General features: G+C 66.7%; 17 protein-coding genes. 14 read left to right on the forward strand and 3 right to left on the reverse strand.

Features of this window, described 5'->3' with window-relative positions:
• The 13 genes from ACNQVK_RS14230 to ACNQVK_RS14290 all read left to right on the forward strand — a co-directional run bounded on the left by ACNQVK_RS14230 (position 1) and on the right by ACNQVK_RS14290 (position 13,355).
• Positions 1-858 (forward strand): coniferyl-alcohol dehydrogenase, encoded by an 858-nt coding sequence (locus ACNQVK_RS14230; protein ID WP_418030017.1) that lies wholly within the window; start codon positions 1-3, stop codon positions 856-858.
• A gap of 14 nt (positions 859-872) precedes the next feature.
• Complete coding sequence (locus ACNQVK_RS14235; protein ID WP_409551600.1) at positions 873-1,859, forward strand: cyclase family protein; 987 nt, start codon at positions 873-875, stop codon at positions 1,857-1,859.
• 6 nt (positions 1,860-1,865) lie between these two features.
• A complete protein-coding gene (locus ACNQVK_RS14240; protein ID WP_418030018.1) occupies positions 1,866-2,447 on the forward strand; it encodes an NADPH-dependent FMN reductase in 582 nt (193 codons plus the stop codon).
• Positions 2,444-3,280, forward strand: a complete 837-nt coding sequence (locus tag ACNQVK_RS14245) for an alpha/beta fold hydrolase (protein WP_418030019.1) — start codon at positions 2,444-2,446, stop codon at positions 3,278-3,280. The genes ACNQVK_RS14240 and ACNQVK_RS14245 overlap by 4 nt, the downstream gene beginning before the upstream one ends.
• Positions 3,277-4,092 carry an SDR family NAD(P)-dependent oxidoreductase gene (locus ACNQVK_RS14250; protein WP_418030020.1) on the forward strand — a complete coding sequence of 272 codons (816 nt, stop codon included), beginning with the start codon at positions 3,277-3,279 and terminating at the stop codon, positions 4,090-4,092. The genes ACNQVK_RS14245 and ACNQVK_RS14250 overlap by 4 nt, the downstream gene beginning before the upstream one ends.
• A 154-nt stretch (positions 4,093-4,246) precedes the next feature.
• On the forward strand, positions 4,247-4,912 hold the full coding sequence (locus ACNQVK_RS14255) for a TetR family transcriptional regulator (RefSeq protein ID WP_418030021.1): 666 nt from the start codon (positions 4,247-4,249) through the stop codon (positions 4,910-4,912).
• Entirely contained in the window at positions 4,909-5,103 is a 195-nt protein-coding gene (locus ACNQVK_RS14260; RefSeq protein WP_044522241.1) for a ferredoxin, read from the forward strand. Before ACNQVK_RS14255 ends, ACNQVK_RS14260 begins: the two co-directional genes overlap by 4 nt.
• Positions 5,104-5,124: 21 nt before the next feature.
• Complete coding sequence (locus ACNQVK_RS14265) at positions 5,125-6,342, forward strand: cytochrome P450 (protein ID WP_044522243.1); 1,218 nt, start codon at positions 5,125-5,127, stop codon at positions 6,340-6,342.
• A gap of 51 nt (positions 6,343-6,393) precedes the next feature.
• Positions 6,394-7,593, forward strand: a complete 1,200-nt coding sequence (locus ACNQVK_RS14270; protein ID WP_418030022.1) for an amidohydrolase family protein — start codon at positions 6,394-6,396, stop codon at positions 7,591-7,593.
• Positions 7,590-8,858, forward strand: coding sequence for a M24 family metallopeptidase (locus tag ACNQVK_RS14275; RefSeq protein WP_418030023.1), 1,269 nt, complete (start codon positions 7,590-7,592; stop codon positions 8,856-8,858). The genes ACNQVK_RS14270 and ACNQVK_RS14275 overlap by 4 nt, the downstream gene beginning before the upstream one ends.
• Positions 8,848-9,981, forward strand: a complete 1,134-nt coding sequence (locus ACNQVK_RS14280) for a M24 family metallopeptidase (RefSeq protein WP_418030024.1) — start codon at positions 8,848-8,850, stop codon at positions 9,979-9,981. Before ACNQVK_RS14275 ends, ACNQVK_RS14280 begins: the two co-directional genes overlap by 11 nt.
• Positions 9,974-10,933, forward strand: a complete 960-nt coding sequence (locus tag ACNQVK_RS14285; protein WP_418030025.1) for an enoyl-CoA hydratase/isomerase family protein — start codon at positions 9,974-9,976, stop codon at positions 10,931-10,933. Before ACNQVK_RS14280 ends, ACNQVK_RS14285 begins: the two co-directional genes overlap by 8 nt.
• A gap of 4 nt (positions 10,934-10,937) precedes the next feature.
• Positions 10,938-13,355: a CaiB/BaiF CoA transferase family protein gene (locus tag ACNQVK_RS14290; RefSeq protein WP_418030026.1), complete on the forward strand. Its 2,418-nt coding sequence runs from the start codon at positions 10,938-10,940 to the stop codon at positions 13,353-13,355.
• A gap of 19 nt (positions 13,356-13,374) precedes the next feature.
• Here the strand turns inward: ACNQVK_RS14290 and ACNQVK_RS14295 are convergent, their stop codons facing one another.
• A complete protein-coding gene (locus ACNQVK_RS14295; protein WP_418030027.1) occupies positions 13,375-14,517 on the reverse strand; it encodes a hypothetical protein in 1,143 nt (380 codons plus the stop codon).
• 174 nt (positions 14,518-14,691) lie between these two features.
• Here ACNQVK_RS14295 and ACNQVK_RS14300 point away from each other — a divergent pair, with 174 nt between their 5' ends.
• A complete protein-coding gene (locus tag ACNQVK_RS14300; protein ID WP_418030028.1) occupies positions 14,692-15,498 on the forward strand; it encodes an SDR family NAD(P)-dependent oxidoreductase in 807 nt (268 codons plus the stop codon).
• Between the two features lie 10 nt (positions 15,499-15,508).
• Here the strand turns inward: ACNQVK_RS14300 and ACNQVK_RS14305 are convergent, their stop codons facing one another.
• Together ACNQVK_RS14305 and ACNQVK_RS14310 are read right to left on the reverse strand one after the other, a co-directional pair.
• On the reverse strand, positions 15,509-16,354 hold the full coding sequence (locus tag ACNQVK_RS14305; RefSeq protein ID WP_418030029.1) for a mycofactocin-coupled SDR family oxidoreductase: 846 nt from the start codon (positions 16,352-16,354) through the stop codon (positions 15,509-15,511).
• Positions 16,355-16,505: 151 nt separating this feature from the next.
• A complete protein-coding gene (locus tag ACNQVK_RS14310) occupies positions 16,506-17,552 on the reverse strand; it encodes a dihydrodipicolinate reductase (RefSeq protein WP_418030030.1) in 1,047 nt (348 codons plus the stop codon).
• Positions 17,553-17,574: the final 22 nt, after the last annotated feature.

Here is a 17,574-nt window from a genome sequence, read left to right on the forward strand (position 1 = left end):
GTGACCGCACTCGACGAGTTGGTGCGCTACGACGGCAAACACGTCGTGGTCACCGGCTGCGGGTCGGGCATCGGCGCCGAGGTCACCCGTGCCTTGGGTGAGCTCGGCGCCCGGGTGACGGGCCTGGACATCCGGCCACCCGATCACCTGCCCGATGAGTTCATCGAACTCGACCTGGCGGACCCGGAGTCCGTCGACCGTGCAGCCGGCGCGGTCGGCGGGCCGGTGGACGCCCTGTTCAACGTGGCAGGTGTGTCCTCAGGCATCGGCAATCCACTGCTCGTGGTGCGCATCAACTTCCTGGGAACGCGACAGTTCACCGAGGCGGTGGAACACCGCATCGCACCGGGCGGATCGATCACCTCGGTGTCCTCGCTGGCAGCGTCGGGCTATCGCGAAAACCGTGACACCACAGCCGGGTTGATCCGGACGCGATCGGTCGGCGAAGGGTTGCGGTGGTGCGCCGACCATCCCGAGGCCCTGGCAGACGGTGGCTACCGGTTGTCCAAGGAGGCCATGATTCTCTACGGGATGTGGCGGGCCACCGAACTCGGTGCCCGCGGTATCCGGATCAACTGCACGGCCCCCGGCGTCACCGATACCCCCATCCTTGACCAGCTGCGCGCGGCCTACGGCCGGCAGTATCTCGATTCGTTCACCACCCCGCTGGGCCGCAACTCCGAGGCCGCCGAACAGGCGTCGCTGCTGGCGTTTCTGGGCAGTGCGGCCGCCAGTTACGTGACCGGGCAGGTGATCTGGGCCGATGGCGGCATTCTGGCCCAGCGGGAGGCGGCTCTGGTCGATGCTGTAGACGGAATGGTCGGCGACACTGCCGACGACTCGGTGCAGAGGAGCTGAGCTTGGCCGGGACGATGAGCGACTTTCGCAAGGTCGCCGACGATGTGCGCAACTGGGGCCGCTGGGGAGATGCCGACGAACTGGGCACGCTCAACCTGATCACCCCCGACAAGGTCGCGCAGGGCGCGTCACTGGTCACCCAGGGCAAGGTGTTCGCGCTCGGCGGGGACTTCTCGTCGGCCGGCCCGCAGGGGGCGTTCCAGTTCCGGCAGAACCCGACCCACGTGATGACCGTGGACGGCGGCGACGCCAACACACTGGCGCAGTACGGCCCGCAGTGGCTGCGTAACTCGGTGGCTCACGAGGTCAGCGAGTTCTTCGTGGACAACCCGTTCCGCTTCAACGACGACATGATCGTGATGCCGCTGCAGGCCGCCACCCAGTGGGATGCGTTGTCGCACGTCTACTACGAGGACAAGCTCTACAACGGATTCCCGGCGGATTCGGTCACCAGCTTCGGCGCCTTCCACTGCGGTATCGACAAGGTGGACGGCAAGGGCATCACCTCTCGCGGTGTATTGCTGGATGTGGTCCGTCACCGCGGCGCCGAGCAGTTCCTGGAACCAGGCAATCCGATCACGCCGGCCGAGCTCGATGAGGTGGCCGGCGCGCAGGGGGTAACCGTCACGCCCGGTGACATCGTGGTGGTGCATACGGGTTGGTGGACAAGGTTTTTGACGAACGGCGACGGAACCGAGCCGGGTTCGGGACTGGATTGGCGTTGCGCGTCGTGGCTGCACGACCACGAGGTGGCGGCTGTGGCGGCGGACAACCTGATGGTCGAGGACCCCGACCCGGCCAACGGTGTCGAGGGCACATTCCTGCCGATGCACATGCTGTGTCTGCGGGACATGGGCCTGATGCTCGGTGAGTACTGGGACCTCGGCGCACTGGCGGCCGACTGCGCGGCCGACGGCGTCTACGAGTTCCAGCTCATCGCTCCGCCGCTGCGCGTCACCGGTGCCGTCGGTTCGCCGGTGAATCCCATTGCGATCAAGTGAGGAAAGATGACGTCAACTGAGAAGGTGCCGTTCGTGGTCGGGCTCGGCGGCACCCTGCGCGCGGACTCTTCGACCGAGCGCGCCGTCCGGTACTGCCTGGAGGCCGTGGAACGGCAGGGCGGCCGGACCCGGATGTTCGCCGGGCCCGACCTGGAACTGCCGATGTATGCGCCGCATTCGTTGGAGCGCACGCCCGCCGCCCTGGAGTTCGTCTCCGCGCTCCGCGACGCGGACGCCGTGGTGGTGGGGTCGCCGGGCTATCACGGTGCGATCTCCGGTCTGGTCAAGAACGCGCTGGACTACATCGAGGATCTGCGGGAGGACCCGCGGGTCTACCTGGACAACACCCCGTGGGGCTGTATCAGTTGCGCCTACGGTTGGCAGGCCGCGGTCGGAACGCTGGGGCAGCTGCGGTCCATCGGTCACGCGTTGCGGGCCTGGCCCACCCCGCTGGGGGTGGCGATCAACTCGGCGGACAAGATCTGGGCTGAGACAGGCGAATTGGCCGACGGTACGGTACGCGGTCAACTCGACATGCTGGCCACCCAGCTGCTCACGTTCGGCCGGGCAGGCGGAACCGAGCAGTGACGGCCCAGCGCACGTTCGCACGTAAGACCATCGACGTCGACGGTCTGACCACCGGCTACCTCGAAGCGGGACAGGGCGATCCCGTCGTCCTGCTGCACGGCGGCGAGTTCGGTGTCAGTGCCGAATTGGGTTGGGAGCGCGCCATCGACGCGCTCGCCGAGCACTACCGGGTGCTGGCCCCGGATATGCTGGGTTTCGGCGAGAGCGCCAAGGTCATCGATTTCAATGACGGCCGGGGCATGCGGATTCGGCACATCGCCCGGTTCTGCGCCGAACTCGGCGTCGCCGAGGCCCACTTCGTCGGTAACTCGATGGGGGCGATCAACCTGCTGGTCGACACCACCTCGGATGCGCCGCGGCTCCCCGTGCGATCGCTCACCGCGATCTGCGGGGGAGGGGAGATCCAGCGCAACGAACATTCGGCGGCGTTGTACGACTACGACGCCACGCTGGACGGGATGCGACGCATCGTCACCGCACTGTTCGCCGATCCGGCCTATCCGGCCGACGAGGCCTATGTCCAGCGGCGGTACGAGTCGAGCATCGCGCCGGGAGCCTGGGAATCCTTGGCAGCGGCCCGGTTTCGGCGGCCCGGCCTGGACGCACCGGCGATGCCGTCGGCGCAGCGGGCGTATGACCGCATCGGTGTGCCGACCATGATCATCGAGGGGGATCGTGACAAGCTGCTGCCGTCGGGTTGGGCCGCCGAAATCGCCGGCCAGATCGCCGGTGCCCGCAGTGCGGTGATTCCCGGTGCCGGGCACTGCCCGCAGATCGAACAGCCCGCCGCGCTCATCGCGGTGCTGCTGGAATTCCTGAAAGAGGTTTCATGAGTAACGAGCTGGCCGGAAAAGTCACGGTCGTCACCGGCGGTGCGTCAGGTCTCGGTGAGGGCTTGGTGCGGCGGTTCGCCGCCGAGGGCGCCAAGGTGATGATCGGCGACGTCGACGCGGACCGCGGCAAGGCCCTGGCCGCCGAACTCGGCGAGAACACCCGCTTCCTGTTCACCGACGTCGGCGATGTCGAGCAGGTGGGTGGCCTGGTTTCGGCGGCCGAGGAGACCTACGGCGGCCTGGACGTCATGGTCAACAACGCCGGGGTGTCGGGCCGGATGCACCGTCGCTTCCTGGACGACGATCTCGCCGACTTCGATTCCGTGATGCGGGTCAATGTCCGGGCCGTGATGGCCGGGACCCGCGATGCGGCGAGGTACATGGCCGAACACGGCGGCGGCTCGATCCTCAACCTGACCTCGATCGGCGGTATTCAGGCCGGCGGCGGGGTGATGACGTACCGCGCGTCCAAGGCCGCGGTCATCCAGTTCACCAAGTGCGCGGCGATCGAGCTGGCCCATTACGAGATCCGGGTCAACGCCATCGCTCCGGGCAACATCCGCACGGCGATCGTGGCCAAGTCGGCCTCGCCCGAGGAGCGCGAGCGCATCGAGGAGTTCGAGGCGGGGATCCGGGCCCAGATGCGCAACGACCGCCCGCTCAAGCGCGAAGGCACGGTCGAGGACGTGGCCGAGGCCGCGCTGTACTTCGCGACCGACCGGTCGCGGTACGTGACCGGAACGGTCTTGCCGATCGACGGGGGCACCGTCGCGGGCAAGGTCATCGTCCGGAAGCCGAAGCCCCCGGCCTGACCTGGGTCGCCGAAACTACGGTTTTTGCCGCTTTAACTGGGTTATCCCGCCAAAAACCGTAGTCTCGGCGTGCTCTGTCGTGGATCTTGCCGGGCCTGGGATCTGATTAAATCAAGTGCTTGACTTAATTACAGGAGGGGCGTTGACTGTAACGGTGACAGCAGCCAACCGGACCGCCCGCGCCGATCGGGCGAGCAGTACCCAGGAGGCAATCCTCAAGGCGGCTGAGCGCCTCTACGCCGAACACGGAGTGTTCGCGGTGTCCAACCGTCAGGTGAGTGAGGCGGCCGGGCAGGGCAACAACGCCGCGGTCGGCTACCACTTCGGCACCAAGACCGACCTGGTCCGCGCGATCGAGCACAAGCACCGTGGTCCGATCGAGTGCCTGCGCGAGCAGATGGTGGCCGACACCGGCGCTTCGGCCGAGCTCCGGGACTGGGTCGCCTGTCTGGTGCAGCCACTCACCGATCACCTTGCCGCGCTGGGCAACCCGACCTGGTACGCCAGGTTCGCCGCTCAGGTGATGACCGATCCGGCCTACCACAACATCGTGGTGCGCGACGCCCTGAGCTCGGAGTCACTGGTGCAGGTCATCGACGGGATGAAGAACAGCCTGCCTGATCTGCCCGACGAGATCCGGGTCGAACGCAACATCATGGCGCGCAATCTCCTGATGCACAGCGCCGCTGATCGCGAACGCGCGATGGCCCAGGGCGGCACCGTGCCGCGGGCGTCCTGGCAGGGCGCGGCGTCGGGATTGATCGATGCGATCGTCGGCCTGTGGATGGCGCCGGTCACTCAAGAAAGCGACCTCATATGAAAGTCACTGTCGACCAGGACAAGTGCGTCTCGTCGGGGCAGTGCGTGCTCAACGCCAGCGAGGTGTTCGACCAGCGCGACGAAGACGGTGTCGTCGTCCTGCTGGAACCCGAACCCGATCCGGACCAAACCGACAATGCCCGCCGCGCCGCGGCGGCCTGCCCAGCCCTGGCCATCGAGATTCAAGACTGACTTGAGGAACGGAACCACCACATGTCTGAGACGCTGACCGAAGTCGACATCCCCGAATACCCGATGGAGCGCGACGTGCGGTGCCCGTTTGCGCCGCCCCCGCCCATGCTGGGCAACCCCAAAGGCCTGTTCCGCGTGAAGATCTGGAACGGCAGCACCCCGTGGTTGATCACCGGCCACGAGGAGGCCCGCACGCTGTTCTCCGACTCCCGGATCAGTGTGGACGACCGGATCGAGGGCTTCCCGCACTGGAACGAGCACATGCTCTCCACCGTCGACAAGCGGCCACGCTCGGTGTTCACCTCCGATGCCGAGGAGCACACCCGGTTTCGCCGCATGCTGTCCAAGCCGTTCACGTTCCGTCGTGTCGAGGGATTGCGCTCGGCCATCCAGAAGGTCACCGACGAGTGCATCGACGAGATCCTCGCCGGCCCGCAGCCTGCCGACCTCGTCGCCAAGCTCGCCCTGCCGGTGCCCACTGTGGTGATCAGCGAGATGCTCGGTGTCCCTTACGAAGACCACGAGTTCTTTCAGGAGCACGCCAACGCCGGCCTGGCCCGCTATGCCGCGGCGGACGCCATGCAGAAGGGCGCGATGAGCCTGCACCAGTACCTGATCAATCTTGTCGAGGAGAAGCAGGCGAACCCGTCCGAGGACGCGGTGTCCGATCTGGCCGAGCGGGTGACCGCCGGAGAGATCAGCGTCAAGGAGGCCGCCCAGCTCGGCACCGGCCTGCTGATCGCCGGGCACGAGACCACCGCCAACATGATCGGCATCGGCATCCTGGCGCTCCTGGAGAACCCCGAGCAGGCCGACTTCCTTCGTAATGCGGAGGATCCGAAGGTGATCGCCAACGCGGTCGAGGAACTGATGCGTTATCTGTCCATCATCCAGACCGGCCAGCGCCGGGTGGCGCTGGAGGATATCGAGATCAGCGGCGAGACCATCCGCGCCGGTGACGGCGTCATCATCGATCTGTCCCCGGCCAACTGGGACGCCAAGGCCTACCCGGAGCCCGACAAACTCGACCTCAGCCGCGACGCCGCCCAGCAACTCGGCTTCGGCTACGGCCGCCACCAGTGCGTCGGTCAGCAGCTCGCCCGCGCCGAGCTGCAGATCGTCTTCCACACCCTGCTGCGCCGGATCCCGACCCTGCGCCTGGCCGTTCCGCTCGACGAGGTGCCCTTCAAGCACGACCGCCTCGCCTACGGCGTCTACGAACTTCCCGTGACCTGGTAGCACCCCCACAAAAAGGGAACATCCTTTCACAGCCCGATTGGAGTACCACCGATGTCTACCTTGACTCAGACCCTCTATCCGCCAGAAGGATTCGGCGCACCGAAGAACCGCCGTGGACACGCGACGAAGGGGGGTCTTGCCGGATTGCCTGAAGGAACCGAGATCTTCTCGGCCGACAACCACATCTCGGTCGCCGACGACATCTTCTACGAGCGCTTCCCCGACGATCTCAAGGGTGCCGCCCCGCGGATCTGGTACGAGGACGGCGCGTACATGGTCGGGATGAAGGGCAAGGCCTGGACCGGCGGTGACTTCGGCCGGGTGCTCATGCAGTACGACGACCTCGCCGGCGCGGCGACCAACAACATCGCGGCCCGCATCCGGGAGCTCGCAGAGGACGGTATCGACAAGGAACTGGCTTTCCCCAACGCCGTGCTCGCCCTGTTCCACTACCCGGACAAGGGGATCCGCGAGCGAGTGTTCCGCATCTACAACGAGGTGATGGCCGAGCTGCAGGAGAGCAGCAATGGCCACTTCTACGGTGTCGGGCTGATCAACTGGTGGGACCCGGCCGGCACCCGCAGCACCCTCGAGCAGCTGAAATCGCTGGGGCTCAAGACATTTCTGCTGCCGTTGAATCCGGGTAAGGACGACGAGGGCAACATCTACGACTACGGCAGCACCGAGATGGACGCGGTGTGGGACGAGATCGAAGCCGCCGGCCTGCCGGTCAGCCATCACATCGGTGAAACCCCGCCCAAGACGCCGTGCCAGCACAACAGTGTCGTGGTCGGCATGATGGTCAATGTCGATTCGTTCCGCGAGCAGTTCGCCAAGTACGTGTTCTCCGGAATCCTGGATCGGCACCCGAGCCTGAAGGTCGGCTGGTTCGAGGGTGGGATCGCCTGGGTGCCGACCGCGTTGCAGGACGCCGAGCACATGCTCGCCTCCTACCGCCACATGTTCAATCACGAACTGCAGCACCCGGTCCGGTACTACTGGGACCACCACATGAGCGCCTCGTTCATGGTGGATCCGTTGGGGCTCCGGCTGATCGACGAGATCGGTGTCGACAACGTGATGTGGTCCAGCGACTACCCGCACAATGAGAGCACCTTCGGGTACTCGGAGAAGTCACTGGCCACCGTGGTGGAAGCGGTCGGGTCGGAGGCCGCCGTCAAGATCGTGTCGACGAACATCCAGAAGTTCCTGGGGCTGCGCACGGCAGGAGCAACTGGGACAACAGCATGAGTACTCTGACCAATTCCGGCGTCACCCAGATCGCCCGAACGGGCTTTACCCCGCTCGACATTCCCGATGAGCCCGACCTCGCCCGGATGCGGCGAGAGGTCGGTGCGCGCCTGCACGCCGCGATGGCCGACCAGGGCGTTGACGCGCTCGTGCTGCTCGGCAACAGCAACGTCATGTACGCCACCGGAATCGCCTGGCCGCTGGCCGACGCGGGACTGTCGCATGTCGAGCGGCCGATCGCGGTGGTGTTGGCCGACGATGAATACCCGCACCTGTTCCTGCCTTTCCGTGAGGGCGCGGCCATGGAGACCGGGCTGCCCGATGACCACCTCCACGGGCCGGTCTACCTCGAATTCGACGAAGGTGTCGCGGAATTCGCGAAGATCCTGGCCCGCTTGGTGCCCGCCGGCGCGACGATCGCGACCGACGAGTTGACCGGGGCAATGCGGCTGGCCGGCAGCGCACTGTTCCCCAGCGCACCGGTGGATGCCGCCCCGGTGGTCGGTGCGGCGAAGCTCGTCAAGACGATCGACCAGATCGCCTGTATCCGCCGGGCCTGTCAGATCACCGAGGAGGCCGTCGCCGAGATCCACAAGTCGCTGGCGCCCGGTGTGCGGCAGATCGACCTGTCTGCCGAATTCGTTCGCCGCACCTTCGAACTGGGCGCCACGACCAACATGTTCGACTCGATCTGGCAGGCCATGCCCGCGTCGAAGGCAGCGGGCACCTGGACCACCACCGGTGATCTCGCCCTGCCCCTGCTCACCACCGAGCGCGAGTTGCAGCAGGGCGATGTGCTGTGGACCGACGTGTCCATCGCGTACCACGGCTACTGCTCCGACCATGGGCGTACCTGGATCGTCGGCCAGGACCCGACGCCGGCGCAACAGAAGCAATTCGACAAGTGGAGCCGCGTCGTCGACGCGGTGCTGTCGGTGACCAAGGCCGGCGCCACCTGCGGTGACCTCGGCCGGGCGGCGACCGCGGCCGCCGGCGGACAGAAGCCGTGGTTGCCGCACTTCTACCTGGGTCACGGCATCGGTACCAGCGCAGCTGAGATGCCCATGATCGGAACGGATCTCGGCCAGGAGTGGGACGACAACTTCGTCTTCCCGGACGGCATGCTGCTGGTGTTCGAGCCGGTGGTCTGGGAGGACGGCACCGGCGGCTACCGCGGCGAGGAGATCGTGGTGGTCACCGAGGGCGGCTGGATGCCGCTGACCGCATATCCGTACGACCCCTATGAGGTGTCCCGTGGGAACTGAAATCGAGGCCGACGGCCGGGCACTGCGCGTCAGCCGCCGGGAGCGCGCCATCGCCCAGATGGAGGCCCATGACCTCGACGCGCTGGTACTGGGCAGGCAGGCCAATGTCCGGTACATCTCCGGCGCCCCGCAGCTGTGGGTGGTGGGCACCCGCCCTTTCGGGCCGATCTGCACGTTCGTCCGGGCCACGGGTGAGATCCACCTGAACAGCACGTGGGACGAGGGCATCCCCGAGGAGATCCCCCACGAGAACCTGTACGGCTTCGCGTGGAACCCGATGACCCTGGTCGATGTGCTGCGGAGCATCAAGGGTTCCGATTCGGCATGGCGCATCGGAACCGACGCCCTGACACCGACCTTCGCGAAGCTGCTGCCGATGGCCTTCCCGAATGCCGAGCTGGTCGACGGTGAGCAGGCGATGCGGGCCGCACGTCGAGTGAAGACCCCCGAGGAGATCCTGGCGCTGCGACGGGCGCTGGCCGTCGCCGAGGAGGGGCTGGCGAAAGGCGTCGCCGAGCTGGTTCCTGGAACCACCGAGAAGCGCCTGGCCGGTGCGATATTGGAGGCCGAGGCCGCCGGTGGGGTGAGCACGCCCGCCACCCAGGACGCTGCGTGGATTACCTCGAAAGAGCATCCGTGGCGACGTGCCGAGGGTGACGGCCGCGTGAGCGAGGGCGACCTGGTGGCACTGTCGGCGGGTGTGCTCGCGGACGGCTACGTCGCGGAGGTGGCCCGCACGGCATTCGTGGGCGAACCGACCCAAACGGTCCGATCGCTGTACCGGCGTCGGGATGACCTGTGGGAGAGGCTGGTCGATGCATGCCGCGCCGGCAAGCCGACCAGTGCGTTGCTGGACGCGTACGAGCAGGCCGGCGAACCGCTGCCGGCGATGCCGGTGGCGCACGGGCTCGGGTTGGGATTCGACCCACCGGTGGTATCCCCGAACCTGCGGGCTACCGCCGAGGCCGACATTCTCGAGGAAGGCATGGTCCTGGCAGTCACCGGCTATGTCTGGCAACAGGGCGTCGGCGCGGTGTTCACCCGCGACGCCGTCGTCATCGGCGCCGACGGTCCCGAGGTGCTGACCCAGGCCCCATCGAACAGTGAGGCGGCACATGCCTGAGCGTCCCACCCCGGAGGAGATCATCCTCTACGAGAAGGACCGCAAGACCAAGATCGCCACCATCACGTTCAACCGGCCGGAGTTCCTCAACGCGCCGACGTCGATGGCCCGCCTGCGCTACGCCGACGTGCTGCGGGCGGCCAATGCCGACAACGACGTGAAGGTGGTGATCATCCGCGGCGTCGGGGACAACCTGGGCAGCGGAGCAGATCTGCCGGAGTTCATGGAGGGCAACGACAATCCGGCGGCGCGTCTGGCGGAGCTGCGGCTCGAAGATGACGGGGTCGGGGAGGTGACCTACCCTCCCAAGGGTACGTTCCGCAACGGCGCGACGATCAGCTCGTGGTACGCGAACTCCCAGGCCGGCAACCGTGCGTTGCAGGACTTCAAGAAGATCAGCATCGTCGAGGCCAAGGGCTATTGCTATGGCTGGCACTTCTACCAATGCGCGGACGCCGATCTGGTGATCTCGTCTGACGACGCCCTCTTCGGGCATCCGTCGTTCCGGTACCACGGCTGGGGACCGCGGATGTGGACGTGGGTCCAGATGATGGGCCTGCGGAAGTTCCAGGAGATGGTCTTCACCGGAAGGCCGTTCACCGCCGCGGAGATGTACGACTGCAACTTCCTGAACAAGGTGGTTGCCCGCGATCAGCTGGAAGCCGAAGTGCAGAAGTACGCGCTGGCGTGTACCCGGAACCGGCCGGTGGACACCGTCTTTCAGCAGAAGATGTTCTTCGAGATCTTCAAACAGCAGCAGGGCGAATACATGGGCAGCCTGCTGAGCGCGTTCTTCGAGTCGATGGGCAACGGGGTGGCCAACGACAGCGACGACGACCTGGACATGTTCGAGTCGATCGATTCCGGGCTGTCGGCCGCGGTCAACGACAACGACAGCAAGTTCCCACCCGATTTCCGGCTGTCCAAGAAGAACAGGGCGAAACCCGAATAGACACATGAGCTCACCACTTGACGGCTACACCGTCATCGACCTGTCCAGCGGGATCGCCGGGGCGTACGCCACGAAGATTCTCGCCGACGGCGGCGCCGACGTGATCAAAGTCGAAGCCCCCGAGGGTGATCCGTTACGCCGGTGGTCGGCCTCGGGTGCGCACATCGGCCCGGATGAGGACGGCGCGCTGTTCACCTTCCTGGCCGGCGGCAAGCGCAGCGTGGTCGTCCATCCCGACGACCCGCGACTGCTGGACCGGCTGGTGGCAGCGGCCGATGCCGTGTTCTGGTCCCCGGAATCGCCTGTCGCTCAGTCGATCGCACCCGAGGACCTCTTTCGCCGGCATCCGCATCTGATCGTCACCACGGTTACACCATTCGGGTTGGACGGGCCCTGGAGCGGCCGGGCCGCCACCGAGTTCACCCTGCAGGCGTGGTCAGGTGGCGCGATCGGTATCGGTCGCGGGGTGCAGGACCGGGCGCCGGTGTCCATCGGTGGACAGGTCGGCGAGTGGCTCGCCGGTGCGTACGCGGCGGCGATGACGCTGGCGTTCCGGGCGCGGGCGATCCGTGACGGCCACGGCGAGCTGGTGGACTTGTCGGCTCTGGAAGCGCAGGTCCTGGGCTTGACCTACTACCCGGTGACCTACTTCGAGATGCTGGGCCGCCCGTGGCGCAGCGAGCGCAGGCCCACGGTTCCCGGGGTCGCCGAGGCGGCCGACGGTCTGGTCGCACTCGGATGCGGTACCGCCCAGCAGTGGTGGGACCTGTGTGCGATGTCGGGGCACGACGAGTGGATCGACGAGACCTCGGAACTCACGATCACCGAGCAGGCGAACCTGCATGCCGAGGAACTGTACGCGTGGGTGCGGGAGCAGCGTGTTGATGACGTCCGCGATCTGGCGACGGCCTTCCGGATCCCCAACTCGCCGGTCGGCAACGGTGAGAACGTCACCGCCATGGACCATTTCGTGCAACGGCAGGCATTCGTCCGCAATCCGCAGCGCGGGTTCACCCAGCCCGCCGCTCCGTACCGGCTGTCAGGTGCTGTGCTGCGTGAGGCGGCGCCGGCTCCCCGTCTCGGGGAGCACACCGAAGAGATCCGGGCCGCGGAACTGCCCCCGCGCGATGTGCCGGTCGGTGCGCCTGGCGGGGATCGGCTGCCGTTCAGCGGGTTACGCGTGCTCGACATGACCACGTTCTGGGCCGGGCCGTCGTGCACCCATCCGCTGGGCATGCTGGGCGCCGAGGTGATCCATCTGGAGTCGACGCCGCGGCCGGACGGCACCCGGTTGATCGCCGGGATCCCGGCCACCGTGGAGCAGTGGTGGGAGCGTTCCCCGATCTTCAGCGCGCTCAACACGAACAAGAAGAGCCTGACCCTGGACTTTCAGACCGAGCAGGGCCGGGACCTGTTGCGCCGGCTGATCGCCACCTGCGACGTCGTGGTGGAGAACTTCACCCCGAGGGTGATCGAGCAGATCGGGCTCGACTTCGAATCACTGCGGGAGTTGCGCGAGGACATCATCATGGTGCGCATGCCCGGCTTCGGGTTGGACGGGCCGTGGCGGGACAACCCGGCGTTCGCGTACATCATCGAGGACTCTTCCGGGTTGAGCTGGCTCACCGGCTACCCGGATCGCACTCCGTTCGAACCGTATTCGATCGGTGACCCGAATGCCGGCGTGCACGCGCTGTCGGGGCTGATGCTCGCCCTCGAGCACCGCCGCCGCACCGGACACGGAGTGCTCGTCGAGGCCGCGATGGCGGATGCCGCGCTCAATGTCGCCGCCGAACAGGTCATCGAGTACTCGGCCTACGGCGTGCTGTTGCAGCGCGACGGCAACCGCGGGCCGGCCGCGGCGCCGCAGAACATCTACCAGAGTGCCGAGATCGACGAGTTCGGGAGAGCAGACAGCTGGGTCGCGATCGCGGTGAGCACCGACGCCCAGTGGGCCGCACTGCGAGTGGCGATCGGGCAGCCGGATTGGGCGATGGATCCAGAGTTGGAATCCGCCGATGGGCGGAGGGCTGCACATGACCTGATCGACGACAAGCTGGCCGCCTGGTGCCTACCGCGCACCGGTGACGAGATCGTCGAAACCCTGTGGCCGTTGGGTGTTCCGGTGGCCAAGGTGATGCAGCCGCACCGGCAGTTGGAGCTGCCGCAGCTGCGGTTCCGGCGCTTCTTCGAACATGTCGGGCATCCGGTGAACAACGCCGCACCGCACAGCACCCTGCCTGTCTCGCTGGCCAACGGGCCACGGGCGCTGCACCGGCAGGCGGCGCCGCTGCTCGGCGAGCACAATCACGAACTGCTGGCCGAACTGGGGCTGTCCGACGACGAGATCACCGCGCTGGCCACCGACGGCGTGATCGGCACCGAACCCGGGGTCGGCGGACGCCGCAAAGCGGCTCGCTGAGCGATCTGCGGAGCCAATCTCAGCGGCGCTGGAACTCGTCGAGCAACGCACCGAAATCCTTGGTGTCCCAGAGGTGAAGGACGTTGCTCAGCATCAGCAGTGGGGCACGCACCGGCTCGTTGTCGGCGATCCGCGGATCGAAGCGGTCGATGTGCTGATCGGGCAGCGCGGCCGTGAGGTGGGCGGGCGCACCGAGGAGCCAGGTCACTCCCATCACCGCGGCGTAGAGCATGAGCTGAGCGCGTAGCCGTGCAATGTCGAGCACGGGCCCGCCGGCGGCGTGAAACTCGTCGGCGAAGTGGGTCAGCAGTCCGTCGAGATGCTGTTCCCATACCTCTGTCTCGGCGCTGCACAGCGAACCCCACAGGGCCATCGCGACATTCATCACGCTGACGCAGCCCCAGTCCATCAACCCGCACCCCAATGTCCCGTCAGGTTCAGACCAGAACCACGCGTTGTCGACGTTGGCGTTCCAGTGGCACAGCGCCACCTGGTCAACGGTGGTGTGCAGCCAGGTCATCACGGCGTCCTCGGCCGCGGCGATGCGGCCCACGTCGGCGAGCATGCGGGCGGTGAACTCCGGGCGGCCGACGCTCGCGGGTAGCAGCGCCGGGTAGCGGTCCGCGAACGCGGTCAACCGGTGGACCTGCTCGATGAGTTCGTCGGGGGAGCGGTGCGTCCTGGCGCCGACCGTGACCTTGGCGGCGTCGTAACGGAACCGATCGGTCACGGTGTCGGGAAGCGAGCCGGACTGGTGCGCGCCGGCCAGCCGAGCCACCGAGGCCAACAGGGCCCGGTAGTGACCGACAGGATCGGGCATCCGGTAGTCGAGACATTTGTCGTGGTGCGGTTCAATCCCGGAGGTGCCGAACGAGATTCGTTCGGTCAGCAGCATCCCCGTACATGACGACCCGTGATAGTCGGCGAACAGGCACACCGGCACGGTCACGGGCAACGTGGTGCCTGCCGACAACGCCCCGAATGCCACCTCGAGCGCCATCTGTGACTTACCCCGGTCCCGACGGGGGCTGTCGAAGTTGCGGGAGAACTTCACGAACAGTTCGGTGGGCAGCCCGTCGGCCGGATGCGCGTAACGGATATCGAGCAGGGCCTTGCGTCCCGTACTGCCCCCGGTGCATTCCTCGAAGCGGGTGATCGCCATGATCCGATTGTCCTGGGGGAGAGAGCCGAAAGCGTGAAGGGCTCCGGTCAGGAAGGCCGGGCCCGCATTGCGAAGCGTGTCCGGATCGGCCGGGAATTCAAGCCCGGATCGGTCTCCGATCACCCAGCGTTGCATCTAGCCTCACGCCCCGTCACTCCGCTAGCGTCAATGACCATGTCTATCAATCCTTCTGACATCTTGCTCAGTGGACAGGTGGCAGTTGTCACCGGCGGCGGCACCGGTATCGGGCGGGGCATCGCTGCCGGCCTCGCGGCTTTCGGTGCCACGGTGGCCATCTGGGAACGCGATGCGGACAGCTGCGCGGAATCCGCCGAATCCATCGGCGCCCTCGGCATCGTGACCGATGTGCGTGACGCAGAGCAGGTCGATGCCGCGTTGGCGCGGACCGCCGCCGAGTTGGGACCGGTCCGCATCCTGGTCAACAATGCCGGCGGGGTGTTCGCCTCGCCGCTGCTGGAGACGAGCGAGAACGGTTGGGACGCGCTGTACAAGAGCAACCTGCGCCATGTGCTGTTGTGTACACAGCGCGTGGCGCGTCGATTGGTCGCCGATGAATTGCCGGGCAGCATCATCAATCTCACGTCGATCGAAGGGGTGCGCGCGGCCCCCGGGTATGCCGCATACGCGGCCGCGAAGGCCGGCGTCATCAACTACACCCAGACCGCGTCGTTCGAACTTGCCCCGCACAACATCCGCGTCAACGCGATCGCTCCCGACCTCACCATCACGGAGGGACTCATGGCTCTGTCACCAGACGGACCGCCCCCGGGTATCGCTGATGCCATCCCGCTGGGTCGGGCTGGACATGTCGACGAAATCGCCGGTACGGCAGTCTTTCTGGCTTCGAGCCTGTCGAGCTATGTCACCGGGCAGACGATTCACGTCGACGGTGGCACTCGGTCTGCGGGTGGCTGGTACCGCCACCCGCAGACCGGCGCCGCCACACTCGGTCCGGGCTAGGGGTCCGGACTTACTTGAGGCAGCTTCCCGCGTCGACCGGCAGGGTCACGCCGGTGATGTAACGCGCCTCGTCAGAGGCCAGGAACAGCACCGCGTTGCTGATGTCCACGGCCTCGACCCACGGGATGGGCAGGGTGTGGAACAGCTGGCAGATCGGCGCCATATCGTCGGGGCCCGGGTTCTCCAGGTCGGGCCGGAACATCTTGAACGTGCCGTCGTTGTGCAGCATCGGGGTTGCCACATGCGTGGGATGCACGGTGTTGCAACGGATGTTGTGCTGGCCCAGCTCCACGGCGAAGCCGCGCATCAGGCCGACGACGCCATGCTTGGCGGCAACATAGTTACCGCAGTGCGGGTAGGCCTTGAGCCCGCCGACCGAGCTGGTCAGGATGATCGAGCCGCCGCGGCCGCCTTCGATCAGGTGTGGCACACCGGCTTTGACCGACTTCCAGACACCCGAGAGGTTGATGTCGATCATCTCGTCCCAGTCGAGCTGGCTGGTCTCGTGCAGCACGTCGCCGCCGTTGCCGATGCCGGCGTTGGCCACGATGATGTCGAGGCGACCCAGCTGCTCGACGCCGCTGTCGACGGCTGACTTGATGGCGCCGGCGTCGCGCACGTCGACCTCCGCGGTGACGACGCGACGGTTGAGTCCCTTGATGAGGTTGGCGGTCTCGGCCAGGTCATCGGAGGTGGAGGCCGGGATGGCGGTCTCCACGCCGGGCCGGATCGGACCACAGATGTCGATCGCGATGATGTCGGCGCCCTCTTGCGCCAGCCGTACCGCGTGGCTACGCCCCTGGCCGCGGGCCGCGCCGGTGACGAACGCGACCTTGCCTTCCACCCGTCCAGTCATTGATTACCCCAGTTCTGTTTTCGTGTCTGTCACATGCTCGGTGAAGTTCTGTGCACCTGCTCAGCAACTCTGTCACCGGGCCGCCTGCCGTGTCAATGACAGATACGTTTAGGGCAATTTGTACTCTCTGCTTAGAAGAATCAAATTCTCGCTAGCCCATTTCGGCGACGATCTGCGGCAGGTCCAGAGTCGAGCGGATCCCCGGCGCGGCGGCGCAGACGAAGGGCACCGCGTTGACCGCGCGGTTCGCGGTATAGCCGGGGGACACCGCAGCCATCCGATCGAGCGGAATCGGCATCCGCACGTCGATGTCCAGGGGTGCATCGCCGTCCACGGTGAGGTGCCATCCGGTGGGGCGCAGGTCCCAATCCTCGGTGAGCTCTGTGCAGCAGTACCAGGTCGCCTGAAATCTCAGCAGCCGGCGCCCCGCGCGCATGCCCGACACGATGATGCGCTGCGCTGCCACTGATCCGGCACGTAGCTGCCCGGCCCGGATTGCGGTGTCGTGAGCTGCGAGGGCCCACTGGCCCTCGGTGTGTACCGAGTCCAGCGGCAGCCCGATCGCGTCGGCCACCAGGCGCAGTGAGGGGCCGAAACTCGCCTGCAGGTGGGCGGCGCGACGCTCGTCGAACGGGCCGGAGGGTCCGCCGAAACCCATGACGTCGAACAACAGCTCTGGCGAATTGCGTTGAGACAGATCGGCGTACTCGTCGATGGCCAGCAAGTCGAGCCGGCGCAGCACCGAGGTCAATGCCAGCGGTATCGCCTCGGTGATGAATCCGGGGCTGCTCCCGGTGGCATAGAGCGTCGCGTTGCCGTGCGCACAGGCATCGCTGACAACTGCGCGCAGTTCGGGCTCGATCGAAGTCGGGTGGTGGAACTGGCCGCACGTGCTGACCACGTTGATCCCCGCGCCCAGCAGACGGCACAACTGCTCGATGTCCGGGGCCGCGGGCATGTAGAGCACACAGTCGGGCGCGGCGGCGAGGATGGCCTCGATACGGTCGGTGGCGGTGATGCCGGTGGGGGCCAGGCCGCACAGGTCGCCCGCGTCGGTGCCGACCTTGCCGGCGCCGAAGACGTGAACACCGCTCAGCTCCAGGTGTGGGTGCTCGATGATCGAGCGCAGCGCGTGGGTTCCGATGGTGCCGGTCGCCCATTGCGCGACGCGAAGGCGGTGAGTCCGGAGATCGGGCACACGCTTGAGTGTAAGGAGAATT

This window comes from Mycobacterium sp. 134 (assembly GCF_048282715.1).
Lineage (GTDB): Bacteria > Actinomycetota > Actinomycetes > Mycobacteriales > Mycobacteriaceae > Mycobacterium > Mycobacterium septicum.

Coding starts and splice junctions, on each gene's coding strand:
- ACNQVK_RS14295 (WP_418030027.1), bottom strand. CDS start 14,517: ATGGCGATCACCCGCTTCGAGGAATGCACCGGGGGCAGTACGGGACGC.
- ACNQVK_RS14240 (WP_418030018.1), top strand. CDS start 1,866: ATGACGTCAACTGAGAAGGTGCCGTTCGTGGTCGGGCTCGGCGGCACC.
- ACNQVK_RS14275 (WP_418030023.1), top strand. CDS start 7,590: ATGAGTACTCTGACCAATTCCGGCGTCACCCAGATCGCCCGAACGGGC.
- ACNQVK_RS14305 (WP_418030029.1), bottom strand. CDS start 16,354: ATGACTGGACGGGTGGAAGGCAAGGTCGCGTTCGTCACCGGCGCGGCC.
- ACNQVK_RS14250 (WP_418030020.1), top strand. CDS start 3,277: ATGAGTAACGAGCTGGCCGGAAAAGTCACGGTCGTCACCGGCGGTGCG.
- ACNQVK_RS14270 (WP_418030022.1), top strand. CDS start 6,394: ATGTCTACCTTGACTCAGACCCTCTATCCGCCAGAAGGATTCGGCGCA.
- ACNQVK_RS14290 (WP_418030026.1), top strand. CDS start 10,938: ATGAGCTCACCACTTGACGGCTACACCGTCATCGACCTGTCCAGCGGG.
- ACNQVK_RS14300 (WP_418030028.1), top strand. CDS start 14,692: ATGTCTATCAATCCTTCTGACATCTTGCTCAGTGGACAGGTGGCAGTT.
- ACNQVK_RS14260 (WP_044522241.1), top strand. CDS start 4,909: ATGAAAGTCACTGTCGACCAGGACAAGTGCGTCTCGTCGGGGCAGTGC.
- ACNQVK_RS14265 (WP_044522243.1), top strand. CDS start 5,125: ATGTCTGAGACGCTGACCGAAGTCGACATCCCCGAATACCCGATGGAG.
- ACNQVK_RS14235 (WP_409551600.1), top strand. CDS start 873: ATGAGCGACTTTCGCAAGGTCGCCGACGATGTGCGCAACTGGGGCCGC.
- ACNQVK_RS14285 (WP_418030025.1), top strand. CDS start 9,974: ATGCCTGAGCGTCCCACCCCGGAGGAGATCATCCTCTACGAGAAGGAC.